The organism is Paenibacillus fonticola DSM 21315, assembly GCF_000381905.1.
Taxonomy (GTDB): domain Bacteria; phylum Bacillota; class Bacilli; order Paenibacillales; family Paenibacillaceae; genus Fontibacillus; species Fontibacillus fonticola.
Genome location: NZ_KB907250.1, coordinates 186,597 through 200,044, shown reverse-complemented (window position 1 = coordinate 200,044; position 13,448 = coordinate 186,597). Strand labels below are relative to the sequence as shown.

The 13,448-nt window shown below is 51.4% G+C and carries 10 protein-coding genes; 2 read left to right on the top strand and 8 right to left on the bottom strand.

Annotated elements, in window-relative coordinates; translation table 11 throughout:
* Positions 1–33: 33 nt before the first annotated feature.
* From G358_RS0108405 to G358_RS0108380, 6 genes are all read right to left on the bottom strand, one after another.
* On the bottom strand, positions 34–945 hold the full coding sequence (locus tag G358_RS0108405) for a nucleoside hydrolase (protein WP_019636768.1): 912 nt from the start codon (positions 943–945) through the stop codon (positions 34–36).
* Positions 946–1,021: 76 nt separating this feature from the next.
* On the bottom strand, positions 1,022–2,602 hold the full coding sequence (locus tag G358_RS0108400) for a glycoside hydrolase family 43 protein (protein ID WP_019636767.1): 1,581 nt from the start codon (positions 2,600–2,602) through the stop codon (positions 1,022–1,024).
* 102 nt (positions 2,603–2,704) lie between these two features.
* Positions 2,705–4,279, bottom strand: a complete 1,575-nt coding sequence (gene glpK / locus G358_RS0108395) for a glycerol kinase GlpK (protein ID WP_019636766.1) — start codon at positions 4,277–4,279, stop codon at positions 2,705–2,707.
* 12 nt (positions 4,280–4,291) lie between these two features.
* A complete protein-coding gene (locus G358_RS0108390) occupies positions 4,292–5,230 on the bottom strand; it encodes a transketolase family protein (protein ID WP_019636765.1) in 939 nt (312 codons plus the stop codon).
* A gap of 2 nt (positions 5,231–5,232) precedes the next feature.
* Positions 5,233–6,102 carry a transketolase gene (locus tag G358_RS0108385; RefSeq protein ID WP_338042679.1) on the bottom strand — a complete coding sequence of 290 codons (870 nt, stop codon included), beginning with the start codon at positions 6,100–6,102 and terminating at the stop codon, positions 5,233–5,235.
* Positions 6,103–6,108: 6 nt separating this feature from the next.
* Positions 6,109–7,542: an L-fucose/L-arabinose isomerase family protein gene (locus tag G358_RS0108380; RefSeq protein WP_019636763.1), complete on the bottom strand. Its 1,434-nt coding sequence runs from the start codon at positions 7,540–7,542 to the stop codon at positions 6,109–6,111.
* Between the two features lie 278 nt (positions 7,543–7,820).
* Here G358_RS0108380 and G358_RS0108375 point away from each other — a divergent pair, with 278 nt between their 5' ends.
* Complete coding sequence (locus tag G358_RS0108375) at positions 7,821–8,858, top strand: LacI family DNA-binding transcriptional regulator (RefSeq protein ID WP_019636762.1); 1,038 nt, start codon at positions 7,821–7,823, stop codon at positions 8,856–8,858.
* A gap of 770 nt (positions 8,859–9,628) precedes the next feature.
* On the opposite strand, the gene G358_RS0108370 is transcribed toward G358_RS0108375, so the two are convergent.
* Positions 9,629–10,783, bottom strand: coding sequence for an AGE family epimerase/isomerase (locus tag G358_RS0108370; protein WP_026342145.1), 1,155 nt, complete (start codon positions 10,781–10,783; stop codon positions 9,629–9,631).
* Between the two features lie 153 nt (positions 10,784–10,936).
* Positions 10,937–12,325, bottom strand: coding sequence for a family 4 glycosyl hydrolase (locus G358_RS0108365; RefSeq protein WP_019636760.1), 1,389 nt, complete (start codon positions 12,323–12,325; stop codon positions 10,937–10,939).
* 166 nt (positions 12,326–12,491) lie between these two features.
* On the opposite strand from G358_RS0108365, the gene G358_RS0108360 reads away from it, so the two are divergent.
* Positions 12,492–13,343: a helix-turn-helix transcriptional regulator gene (locus tag G358_RS0108360; RefSeq protein WP_019636759.1), complete on the top strand. Its 852-nt coding sequence runs from the start codon at positions 12,492–12,494 to the stop codon at positions 13,341–13,343.
* The last annotated feature ends 105 nt before the right edge of the window (positions 13,344–13,448 follow it).

The following is a 13,448-nucleotide window of genomic DNA, read 5'->3' as shown; positions in this document are numbered from 1 at the left end:
GATAGACTTGGGGCAGCTTTTTACTTTAGCATCCTATTTTTTACCGGACTCGGCTAATGCAAATAAAGCCAGCTTGGCGTAGAAATCCTCCAATGTAAACCGGGCATCGATGCTGCGATATACGCGAATCGTTCGCCCCTCTTGACCGGGGACATATCTCATCTGCGAATCGATCCTTGGTGCAGCAACGTTATCGTACTCGAACATATGCTCATCCAGCAGAAGCGCAACCGCGGGAGAATCGCCCAGCACCCACATTTCGCCTTTTGGCCAATGCGCCTGATGTCCGTGATCCATGTTGTGCTGAATTAACTGCTCGTACAAATATTTGCCGATCTCCCCCTGCGGCCTCACTCTTACCGCAAGCTCGGCTAGGCCGACACGCACCATGTCGTATACGTTTTTGGGCACCTGCCAGAGCGGAATGGGGGATTGAAGCACAACGTTAGCGGCATCGATATCGTTGCTAAGGTTGAACTCCCGGCTTCCTTCGGGATAGGCGCCGCCGCCAATCCAAATCGCGGTAAGACGGCCAGCGATGGCCGGCTCCATTAAATAAGCCGAAGCCAAATCCGTCAAAGGGCCGAGGAAAATGACATATAACGGCGGCTCATCCTCTTTCATCGCCTCGCGTATAATGATCTCCGCTCCCTCGGAAGGTACAGGCGTGCTTGTGTCCGGAATTTTTACCGGGGCTCCTTTATATACCTCGAACTGGTCTTGCAATCCCATGAGACTCAGTACATAACGAATTTCTGCATAAGATTCCTCCATCGTCGTCTCTCTGCGGGTGCCGAAGTGGGCGCCTATGATTCCTTTGATTTTAAATCTTGGCGTCAGCACCGCATGCACGATGGCATACTGGTCATCAGCTTCACATTTGGTATCGGTGTTTATGATCAGTCTAATCTTTTTCTGTTCTGGCACATCATAAGGCATACTCATGTTCATCTCATCTCCCTAACCTGGATTTTGATTTCATGCTAGCCTTGTTTATCCATAACCCCTTGCCCTCGGCGGACTACTCCCTGCCCGTATAGCGCAAGTAATCGAAGTCTGCATGCCGCTGCGTACCCGACAAATCCTGAGCACATAATCCGATGAAGGTACCCGTGAACCCAAGCTTTCCCTCATATTCATCGGCCAATTGCCCCAGATCCTGCGGGCTGCCGACATAGATCCAATTTATGCCGTCAGGGGAACAACTGAACTGAATCGCATCATATTCGATATTCGCTCTCAAATATACCCGATCCCAGCCCTCCGCCGAGACGACAGCGCCTTTCGGCTCATCATAATTACCTTGATCTGATAATGTCAGCGCCACATGCTTGCCAATCGCTTCATCATGACTGACCCGCAAATAGAAATGATCGCGGTCATCGTAGTATAAGGTCAATCCGGACATCTGATTGAAATGCTCCGGCTCGAACTCGACACAGGTCTCCACCTCGCATACGAAGTGCTCCAGCCGTCTCGCCACCATACTCTGCCTGAACCAGGAGTATAGCGATTCGCGGCCGCGCATCCGCAAATACCCCGGACGCTCTGTGAGACTAAGCCATTCTTCATCCGCCGGAACTCTAAGCGTATGGTATTGAATGCCGAGCTCTGATGCCTCAAAATGATCCGTCTCGGGAAGCGACGGGAATGGATGAAGCGGAAGATCGGGGGGCTCAACCTCGAGCTGCGGCAAACGTCCGCCTCCGGCGATCCGCAGCCAGCCATCCTCCGTCCATTCCAGCTTCTGCATGCCTGTCTCCCGGCCAAGCGGGCACAGCCTGCGTCCCGGCAGGGTGCGTGCGCAAATGAAGGACATATACCATTCTCCATTTTGCGTCTCCACAATCGCGGCATGCCCGGCCTTTTGCAGCGGATAATCCGGAGCGTTCACCGTTGTGATGAGTGGATATTCTGGATCATACTCGTAAGGCCCTTCGATACGGCGGGAACGAGCCAGGGTCGCTGCGTGGTTCCAGCCTGTGCCTCCTTCGGCAAGCAGAAGGTAATACCAGCCGTCTCGTTTGAACATATTCGGCCCTTCGCTGACGCCGATATCCGTACCTGTCGCTATGGTGTGAACCGGACCGACAAGGCGCTCTTCTTCAGGCGAATACTCCTGCATGACTACGCCGGCAAACCGTTCCTTTCCCTTGCGAAAATCCCATTTCATATTGAGCAGCCATTTTCGCCCGTCATCATCGTGGAATAAATACGGGTCAAATCCGCTGCTATTCAAATAAATCGGTTCGGACCAGGGGCCCATAATGTCCGTAGCCGTCAATAAATAATTATGAAGATCCTTAAATACGCCCTTACGGCTCTTTACGTCCGTAATCATCAAATAATACGTTCCCTGATCATAAGTGAGCGCCGGCGCCCATATCCCTCCAGAGCTTGGTGCTCCAAGCAGATCCAATTGAGACACGCGGCTTAGCGGACGCGTCAAAGGCCGCCAATGCACCAGATCTTTGGAATGATGAATTTGCACACCCGGAAACCACTCGAAGGTAGAGGTGGCAAGATAGTAATCCTCCCCCACGCGAATCATCGATGCGTCCGGATTAAATCCCCGGATCACAGGATTGATAATGCTTGTCATTTGCTTGCTCCTTTCAGTGAACCCACTTTGAAACATGAAGTCACTCTTCATGTCACTTGGTTTCACTGTATCATGGAGCAATGGGCGGAGGTATGCTGCTTTTTAAGAGCATTGTATGCTTTTTTTAGAACCGGCTTCAGAAGCTTCGGCGATAGGCGAATGATCGGCTGCGGCACTGTCTTGCAGCACAACTCCCACCGCCCTCTTCCATCCCTCGTAATTTTGCGCCCGGTGCGTCTGATCCATTAAAGGCATGTAAATCTCGTATTTTCGCATTTGCTTGGCAATTTCACTGAGTGAATCCCAAATTCCAATGCCAAGCCCGCCCATATAAGCCGAGCCCAAAGCCGATAGTTCAGCAACATCCGACTTGGATACTCCGCAGCCCAGCATGTCCGCCTGAAATTGCATGAGAGTAGCGTTGTCGGAAGCTCCCCCGTCGGTGCGGAGCATCTTAAGAGGTATTCCCGTCCCCTCTTCAATAAGCTCAATGGCGTCCCGAACCTGGTAAGCAATGCTCTCTAGCGCGGCCCGAATAATATGGGGTCTGCCCGTCCCCCGGCTCATCCCGGATATCATCGCCCTGGCCTGCGGCTCCCAGTATGGCGCGCCCAGCCCGACAAAGGCAGGAACAAGGTAAACGCCTTCATTATGATGCGTCTGAAGCAGCAGCTCCTCCAGCTCGGCAAAAGTATGGAACAAGCCCAAGTTATCGCGAACCCACTTGATCGTGTCCCCCGATGTACGAATGACAGCTTCCAGGGCATAGGTTATTTTCCCGCCGATGCTCCAGCCGATCGCGAGCACCAGGCCATTCTCTGCGGCGACTGGCTGCTCGCCGATATTCATCAGCACGGATGTCCCCGTGCCATAGGTCGCTTTGGCCATGCCTGTCTCGAAGCAGTGCTGTCCGAATAAAGCGGCCTGCGAATCGCCGATAATCCCGGCAATCGGTATCGGGTAGGACAACAGCTGTGAATCCTTCGCATTCGTTATCCCGAATACCGCATCGGATGACTTCACCTCAGGCAAAAGCTCTATCGGCACGCCGAACAGTTCGCACAGCTCGGTGTCCCAGCGCAGCTCGTGGATGTTGAACAGCGACGTTCGGCTCGCATTCGTGTAATCCGTGGCATGAACCGCTCCGCCGCTCAGCTTCCAGAGCAGCCAGCTGTCCATCGTGCCTGCCAGCAAACGTCCCTCTTCCAGCAGGCGGTCGATATAAGGCACCTGCTCCAGCATCCAGCGCCATTTTGCTGCCGAGAAATAAGGATCAAGCATCAGCCCTGTCTTCGCTCTTACGACCTCTTCATAACCCGCTGCCTTTAACGTCTCGCAGCGTTCTGCCGTGCGCTGGCATTGCCAGACGATGGCATTGCATACCGGAAGCCCCGTAGCCCGATCCCACATCACCGCCGTTTCGCGTTGATTCGTCAGGGTGAGGGCTGCAAGCCGGCTCGGTTCGATGCCAGCCTGCTGAAGCACGGCCTCGGAAGCGCGCAGCACATTTTCGTAAATTTCAATAGGATCATGCTCCACCCACCCGGGGGAGGGGTAATATTGCGTATGCTCTATCGAGCTTTTCGCAATGATGACCCCCGCCGAGTCAATGATGAGCGCCTTCGTTCCCGATGTACTCTGATCTATAGTAAGCAAATATCCTTGTTTGTTCGTCATCGCCCCTGGCTCCTATTGTCCCAGCATATCCAGCGCCAAGTTCTTGATGTTCTCCGCACTGATCCCGTAATGTTCGAATACTTCCTTCGTTTTTCCAGCAATCGCCGGTTCATCCGGAATGCCCAGCAGACGAAGCGGCACCGGATGATGCTGCACGACGACCTCTGCTACCGCAGCCCCAAGACCGCCGTGTACGCTATGCTCCTCCACCGTAATAATACGGCCTGTCTCCCTCGCTGCCTTAATGATCGCCTCTTCATCCAGCGGCTTGATCGTATGCATATTGATCACCCGGCAGGAAACTCCAGCTTCCTTCAGCTTCGCTTCGGCATCCAGCGCAATCCGGACCGTCTCCCCTGCGGCGATCAGCGTAATGTCCGAGCCGTCGCGCATCGTAACGGCTTTGCCGATGACGAAATCATAATCCGCGGATTCGTAAACATCCTCTACCGGATTTCGCCCTATGCGAACATAGACGCCGCCCTCATAATTCACGAGCGCCTCGGTCATCCGTTTCGTCTCATGACGATCCGCCGGAAGAATGACCGCAAGGCCGGGGATCGCTCGCGTTACCGCCAAATCCTGCACGGAATGGTGGGACATCCCGAGCGCCCCGTAGCTAATGCCGCCGCTGATTCCGATCAGCTTCACATTCGTAGCTGAATAAGCCACGTCCACTTTAATCTGCTCGATGCTTCGCATCGAGAGGAAGCAGGCGGGCGAAGTAACGAACGGCTTTTTCCCGCTGTGCGCCAGCCCCGCCGATATGCCGACGATGTTCTGCTCCGCGATGCCGACCTCTACGAATTGCTCCGGATAGGCCTGCGCGAACGGTCCCATTGCCGCCGATCCCCTGGAATCGCTAGCCAGCACCATAATGTCGCGATCCGTCTCCGCCAGCTCCAGCAGCGTATCGCAAATAACTTGACGATTAGCAATTTTATTCCCCATTGTTATCGAACCTGCCCTTCCTGTTGATAGCCGGCCAAAACCGCGGACAACTCGGCCAACGCCTGCGCAAGCTCCTCGTCGTTAGGTACGTGATGATGCCAATGCGGCACATTTTCGGCAAAGGAGATGCCTTTCGCCTTCACGGTATTGGCAATAATGAGCGTCGGCTTCCCTGGAACGGTCGGAGCTGCCTCCAATGTATCCACGAGCTGCTCCATATCATTGCCGTCGATCGTAACGACGTTCCAGCCAAATGCCGCCCATTTCTCGTCCAGCGGATCGAGTCCCATTACCTCTTCCGTGGAGCCGCTAATCTGCAGCCCGTTCCGGTCAATGATGCCAACCAAATTATCGAGCTTGTAATGAGCTCCCGCCATTGCCGCTTCCCAGACGGAGCCTTCCGCTTGCTCCCCATCGCCCATCAGGCAGAATACCCGGTAGCCGCGTCCGTCCCGCTTGGAGGCCAGCGCCATGCCCACCGAGATCGCCAGGCCATGCCCCAGGGCTCCCGTATTCATCTCAATCCCGGGCACTTTATTATTCGGGTGACCGATTAACCGCGTTCCAAACTGTGAGAATGTCTCTAATTCTTCTTTTGGGAAAAATCCTCTATCCGCCAAAATACACCACAAGGATTCCACCGCATGACCTTTGCTCGCTATAAAACGATCGCGATCCTCCCATTTCGGACGAGCCGGGTCGAGGTTCATGACTCGATAATAAAGTGCCGTCAAAATATCAGCGTTGCTTAGCGATCCGCCGGTATGTCCCGCCTTGGCTCTATGAATCATCTGGAGCAGATCCATGCGTATTTGCGCCGCCTTCGCTTTCAATTCAATAATTTCCATCTTCACCGCCGCCTCCTTGTTCATGATGTTTTATAAATTCGAACCGCGCAGCCAGGCTTGGATTTGCTGTTCTGTCGGATCGACGGGATCCGCCGTCAAGCCGGGAATATAGTTGCATGCCTCATATAAAGCCGGGATAACGTTGGCATGTATACCTACCGAATGATGCACATAAGGGCCTTTGACCAGCTTTTCTTCCCATAACGGCCAATCGTTCACTTCCACCCAAACGTAAGAACCGCGCGTATACGGCCCTTGAATGCCGCGAGCCTTGCCGAGGAACAATTGATATTCCCCGTGATCCCCATCGAATCTGGCCAGCGTCATGCCGCCGCCTTTGATTTCGCCTTCATGCGTCCCCGGGGCATGATCGTCAAACAGAAAATGACGGGATAGCTTCGGCCGCTCCTCCACAGACAGCGATACCGGAAAATTGCCGCAATGGAACAATAGCTCCCCATTTTCATTCTCTGGATGACGAACCGTCAGGTCGGCAAAAAAAGTCGGCAGCTGATTCATCGTTGCAGCCTGCACCATCACCGAGGTGATCGCCCCGTGGATATCGGTCTCGCACGTCACCGGAATTTGCTCATCGGTCAGAATCGCATTGGCAAGGCACGGCATGATGCCCATCGCCTCCTGCAAGGCCGACCAGCATTGGATGGCAATAGCTGAGCATCCGTTCTGCACGGCGTACTGCTTCATCGCTACCTTCAAAGCGGCAATGCGCCGAACGTCTTCCTCGGTGACCTCCGACCAATCCAGCTTTGCTTTAATATAATCGATCGCCTCTGCCAGCTCGGAGCTGCTGCCTTTCTCGATCTGCTTTGAAGCTCTTTGAATGTCGATCAAAGTGATCGGATGAAGCTCAATGCCGAACCGTTCCAGCAATTCGCCTTCATTGCACATCATCGTCCAGAACGATGTCGGTCTAGGGCCAATCTGTAAAATTCGCAGACTGCGGAACTGCTTCACCACGTTCGCCGCGGCTACGAAATTCGTAAATCCCCGCTCAAATACCGGAGAATCTACCCGGCTGTTCGTCACATACGTAAACGGCACATTAAAACGACGCAGAACCTTTCCTGTCGCAAACAGCCCGCATTGCGTATCGCGCAGGCGCATGCCGTCCTCCAGCGGCGCTTCGTCGCGCGGCCCCCACAGCAGCACTGGCTTGCCCAGCGCTTTGCCTACCCTCGCCACCGTATCCTCCGTCCCGAAATTACAATGCGGAAAAAAGACGGCATCGACATTTTCGCGTTTGAACCGCTCTGCAATTTTGTCCGCAGCGATGTGATCGTCATACAGCAGCCCTTCCTCATTGATTCCTTCAAGATCTACAAGCTCGAAGTCCATTCCGAAGCTTTGGATCTTCTCCTTAATCATTACTTTGTACTTGAACGCATCCTCCGCACTGAACGTAAAACGACGTGTAGGGGCATATCCCAATTTCAATTTCTTCATCCGGCACACTCCTCAGGTATTGTCGAACTAAACCAACTAAACAAATTTAAGATTATTGACTAAATTAAAATAGATAAAGTTTAGTCAATTCCATCGTTATGAGTTAAAATTACCACCAGTTTAGGAATTAGTCAACGATATTCACTGTTTTTTAGCATATATTAAGTGATTTTAACTAAATAATTAAGTTGAGTTTCATCCTGTCCTTGATAATTTTTTTAGAGATGTGTAAACTAAACCTACTAAACAATTGAATGGGAATGGAGAGATTCTGAACTGTGAGAATGGAGGATATCGCCAAAATCGCCGGGGTTTCCAAAGCGGCCGTATCATTTGCGCTAAGCGGAAAGCAGGGCATCAGCGCGGAAACACGCGAGCGGATATTGCAAATCGCCAAAGAGCACGGATATTCCCCTAAATCCAAGTCGGCAGCGCCCGAGCAGGCGCTCAAAACGTTACTCTTTTTGGCATTCGCCAATTCCGGCATCGTGCTTGAACAATATTATCAACAGCCTTTTTTTCGCGAGCTGATTCAATACATCGAGGAACGATGCCGGAGCTACGGTTATTCGCTCATGTTCTCTTCGGTAGAGCCGGAGCATTATGTCGAGGAAATTAAAACCATCGTGGAGGAAAAAAGAAGCGACGGCGTCATCCTGCTTGGAACGAATCTGAGTCAAACACAAATAGCAGCAATCGCGAATGAGTTGACTGCTCCGCTCGTCGTGCTCGATACCTGCTACGAGACGCTTCCGGTTCACTTCATCGAAATCAATAATGTCATGGGCGCTTATCAGGCAGGCGCTCATCTGGCGGAGTTAGGACATCGCAATATCGGCTACATCGCTTCGAACGTGAAGATTCATAATTTCGAAGACCGCAAACGAGGTTTTCTCGCCGCTCTTCGCGATCATCAGCTGGAGGTGGCCGAGGACGGCTTCTTTGCCGTAGCTCCCACGATCCTATCCTCCCAGGAGGAATTAAAAAGTCAGCTGTCCGCCTACCTGGCCTCTGGCAAACCTATGCCGACAGCCTTCTTCTGCGAGTGCGACTATATTGCTATCAGCGCCATCAAGACTTTAGGAGAGCTTAACTACCGGATTCCGGAGGATGTATCGGTCGTCGGATTCGATAATATCTCGGAAGCGCGGATCGTCTCGCCGGAACTGTCCACCGTCCATGTCGAGAAGGAACGGATGGCACAACTCGCCGTCGACCTGATGATTCAATCGATCGAATCCCCCCAGCCGGTGAAGACGAAAGTAAAGGTGGATACCCAGTTTATTCCGCGCGGGTCATCGAGCCGAACTGAATAGCATTGGATAGCCGGGGATCTCTCCTGATAGGGTATCCCGTACAGGCAGCCTCTGGGTTTCCATATAAAACTCGAAGGTGAAAATCAACGTACAAGAGGGGCTGTTCAATAAGTCCCTAAAATAAAAGTTGGACGGAAAACATCTCGTTGGTAGTTCCCCCATAAAATTAGAGTATAAAATCTAACTTTTGGGGTGCAGCACCGTTTTTCCGTCCAACTTTTTTACACATCTGCCATTACTGGTATGAGGTAATTGATTCCCGGCTGTAGCTTGGATGGCTGTGTAGCTTGGATGGCTGGATGAGCAACTGGTTGGTCATATGCGAACCCAGCAGCGGACACAGGGAACGCTATTTGTGAAATAACGAGGAATTTTGAGAGCTAACGGACCTACGTTCCGCTATTGCTCCCAAAAACCTGTTTATTGCAGTCAATTTGGTCGAATAACGGAACCAGTGTCCGCGAGCATAGCGAAAGAGGGCCTAATTCAACAAATAGCGAATCTCCTGTCCGTAAGCGGGTAACCAGTCCCACGAGTTCAGCCAATTCTTTCCATCACCCCCATCAGTCTCGTCAGTTTCATCATTTCACTCTCACCAAATCCACTAACCCCAGGCTCCCCTATGAAGATCAAGGGGCTGTCCGAAAAGTCAGTAAAAACTGACTTTCTGGGCAGCCCCTCCTTCTTAAGCTTAACAATCCAGTTATCCGTTTATCCGCTTACCGCTATCGTTGCCGGGCCAGCACCTCGGCATAGCTTCAACATTTTATCTACCACAAATAAAGATCGTTGCCCTTGAGCTTAAATATTGCTTCCATGAAGTAAAAATCACCGTAAATAATCGCCTGATGATGTGTATCGCTATGATAGGCTCCGGTACCGTTTAGCAGGAAGTGGTCGGTATCGGCCGACCAATCGATCCGCGATTCGTCGAGCGTTCGCAGCAGCTTCAGCGCCGCCGCCACAAAGGAGCGGCTTTCATGCCCGCCGACGGCCTTGGCGATTTCGATGAATCCGCATGCCGCAATGGCTGCTGCCGTATCGTCCATCAGCCTTGGCTCCTCCGGCTGTCTGAAATCAGCCGGGATGATGCCATCCTCAGGAATATTGGCCATAAAATAATGGCCAACCCGCTTGGCCGTCTGCAAATACTCGTCCTTTCCGGTATGATTATAACTCATCATGAAGCCGTACAAAGCCCAGGTCTGCCCGCGCGTCCAGGAAGAGCCTTCCCCGTAGCCTTGACCGCCGTGCGTCCTCACGACTCCTCCATTAAAAGGGTCGAACTCGACAATGTGATTGACAGAGCCATCAGGGCGAACGAAGGCCTGCATGGACGTATCCGCGTGCCTCATTGCGATTTGTTTGAAACGTGGATCCCCCGTCTCTTCAGTGGCCCAATACAGGAGCGGTATATTGAGCATGCAATCGATGATCGCCCAGCCCCTCGTATCGCCTTCCTCCAGGTCATTCCATGCTCGGATGAAGCCCCCTGCCAAATTGAAGCGGCCTGCCAGCAGATTTGCAGCATGGAGCGCCCGCTTCCGAGATTCCGCGTTTCCCGTCACTTTGTAATTCGCCACGCTGGTTGGCAGCCACATAAATCCAACGTCATGATGCAGACCGTAAAATTCTTGAAAGCACCGATCCAGCTTGGCTTCGGAGATTTGTGCGATCTCCTTGTACTTCTCGTTGCCGGTTTCATGGTGCATAAGCCACAGCATGCCTCCCCAGAAACCGTTGGTCCACCAGCAAATGCCGTCCGTGTTATCGCCCGAAGGATTGTGGGCGCTCCGATCGTCGTGCACACCGTTAATCGTCGTATAAGGAATCTTGTTCCGGGAACGCTCGCTGACCACGTCCATTTTCTGTGTCAGTTTTCTGATGACGCCATCCAGCCATTGCTGCTCTGTATCGTTCAACATGGGATTGTTCCTGCCTTTCGTCATGGAATCGTTTCTAAACGGTATCCGTTTTTCAACAACTTGTTCCAAGCGTACCATCGCGGCTTCAGGAATTGAATGAAGTTTTTTAAGCCGCTTATGCAGGTATTTTAGGAACATCCCACGTTACTCTAATTACTCGTACCAATATCCCGGGATAATCTCTCTCTCCAACTCCAGCAGTTCTTTTATCATCAAATCCGTATCGTGTATGGAATTTGTCAGCGGATCAGTCAGCATCGCTCTTCTCAATTTCGTGAAGCTTCGTTCCACAACAGCCTCTGCAGTCAGTTCGTGCGTATCCAGCACGAGCTCCTGCATGCCCCGGATTCCCCGCGGCATCTCACCCACGTGAAGGGGTTTGATTCCGTCCATATTCACTTCGCATAGCAATTCAAGGAAAGCGTCGTCATTCATGTTCGTTACAGCCCCGTTATTGAGCGTATTAATAAAAAACCGCTTGCCCAAGTTACCCACCATATTTTCGATAATATCCGTGGCGTGGTCGGGCCCGAATGATTTCATGTAGTCCGCAGTAGGACGTTTGCAGGAAAGGAAGTCATCCACTTGCTCCCACATCTCCTCATGGCGTTGATACCGATCTTCCGTTTCCCAGATCGATAAAGGAGGAATGACGTCCTTTGACTTGCCGAGTCCCTGCCAATAGCGAACGTATTCTTTCGTGTGGGCCGTACATGTCGGAATATATCCGAAAATGTGATAGAGCTCATAGGTGATGGCATCGTTATAAAGCGCCTTTGCGCCTGTATCCCCGCCATCGTTTTCCGTTCCCGCCGATATTCTCATCGACTCAGCTACCTGGGGCATGACATCCTTCCCATCATACTCGGCCTTAAGCAGCCAGGTGAAATGATTGACGCCAGCTATGCGGAAATCAAATTTCCGATCGATTTCCTCATTGAACTCACTAATATCCTCAATGATGCCTGCCCGAATGGCATAATAAGCTTTCTTATGCGGCATGTGGTGGCTATCGCAAAGGGCGAAGGTTTTCAGCTGCGGCGCATATCGGCTTAAAGCGATGCCATGGACGGCAGACGGATTGATATAATTAATGACCCACGCATCGGGACAAAGCTCCTCGATGTCTTTAGCGCATTCCATAATGACCGGCAGCTCTCTCATGGCCCTGAAAATCCCGCCTGGGCCGATCGTATCCCCGGAGCACATGCGAATTCCGTATTTTAAAGCTACCTGGCAATCGATACCGCGATATTTTACAGTATCTTCAGCAAAGCTGAGGACGACGAAATCAGCACCCTTCAGTACCTCTCTCCAATTCGTCGAGCCCTCCACTTTAAGGGGCACATGGTTCTCCTTGGCAACCATTTCAGCAAGCCTCACCATCTTGGACAGCTTTTCTTCGTCCGTATCCACCAAAGCAAGTGTCCCTTGATTCAAATATTTAGAGTCGACCATTTGCCAAATCGATTGGCGGCCAAAAAATAAACTTCCCGCCCCGATGACAACAACTTTCGGTTGCGGCATTTTCGAATCTGTCATGATCAAGCCCTCCTAATGGGTGATGACCCCATTATAGGAGACTGATTCCAAGAGTAGAATATGAGATAGTTTTACGTTCATGTCAAATAGTACGATGTTATAGTATCATCAACTTCAATGGTATACTAAGATTATTTGGAATATGTCTTACGGTAGAGGGATGACAATGAATACGAAAATGAAGGACATGGGAATTCTCAATGAGTTATCGGAATTGATCTCGCTGCGAATGAAGTCTGTTTTTGAGCTTGCCCATGACGGGAAGTGGGTCGAGCATAAGGCGCACATCGACTACGATCTTTGGTTCATACAATCCGGAATCGTTACGATTCGAATCGATGGAATCGAACATCAGGCCAGGCCGGGAGATGTGGTCTTTTTTTATCCAGGAATTCCTTATATGGCTTCTACTACCGATCAGGGCTGTCAGTTTATTTACGTGCATTTCGACTTCGAAATCGGCAAGCAGCAGCGAATTCTGAGCGATTTTCCACTCTCGGGAATTATACCGGAAGAGCTGATTCGGGAGGAAACCATCCTGTTTGGCAAAGCCTTTACGCAATCGAATCAGTTAAGCAGCTTGCCAGGGAACCGTCTATATTTAAAAGCTTGTCTAACGGCTGTCATCGCCAAAATCATTGAGCTCTATGGACAAGACCGGTATACCGGCACATTTTTGAGCGGGAGAAGGCCACGAACAACCGAGCGGAATCTGGACGTGCTGCAGCCGGTATTCGGTTATATTCACAACCACCTGCACAAATCGATTAAAATGAGTGAGCTCGCCCAGCTTGTCGGCATATCCGAGAAATACTTCATCACTTATTTTAAAAAGACATTGGGCATTACTCCGGGACAATATATTTACCAGGTTAAGATGAACCGGGCGAGAGATTACCTGAACTTAAAGAAATATACGATTCAGGAAATCGCCAGCCTTCTTGGCTACCCCGATCCTTTTACGTTTTCGAAGGCTTTTAAAAAATACTATAACGTTCCCCCCTCCAAATTTGATTAAAAAAGCTGTCAGAGGACATACATGTCCTCTGACAGCTATATTGCAATTCAAAGCCTTTCGGCAGCATTCCTGCATTCATGCGCCCCTGCACGGGCTGCTGGAATA

Coding starts and splice junctions, on each gene's coding strand:
- G358_RS0108405 (WP_019636768.1), bottom strand. CDS start 945: ATGAGTATGCCTTATGATGTGCCAGAACAGAAAAAGATTAGACTGATC.
- G358_RS0108400 (WP_019636767.1), bottom strand. CDS start 2,602: ATGACAAGCATTATCAATCCTGTGATCCGGGGATTTAATCCGGACGCA.
- glpK (WP_019636766.1), bottom strand. CDS start 4,279: ATGACGAACAAACAAGGATATTTGCTTACTATAGATCAGAGTACATCG.
- G358_RS0108390 (WP_019636765.1), bottom strand. CDS start 5,230: ATGGGGAATAAAATTGCTAATCGTCAAGTTATTTGCGATACGCTGCTG.
- G358_RS0108385 (WP_338042679.1), bottom strand. CDS start 6,102: ATGAACAAGGAGGCGGCGGTGAAGATGGAAATTATTGAATTGAAAGCG.
- G358_RS0108380 (WP_019636763.1), bottom strand. CDS start 7,542: ATGAAGAAATTGAAATTGGGATATGCCCCTACACGTCGTTTTACGTTC.
- G358_RS0108370 (WP_026342145.1), bottom strand. CDS start 10,783: ATGTTGAACGATACAGAGCAGCAATGGCTGGATGGCGTCATCAGAAAA.
- G358_RS0108365 (WP_019636760.1), bottom strand. CDS start 12,325: ATGACAGATTCGAAAATGCCGCAACCGAAAGTTGTTGTCATCGGGGCG.
- G358_RS0108360 (WP_019636759.1), top strand. CDS start 12,492: ATGAATACGAAAATGAAGGACATGGGAATTCTCAATGAGTTATCGGAA.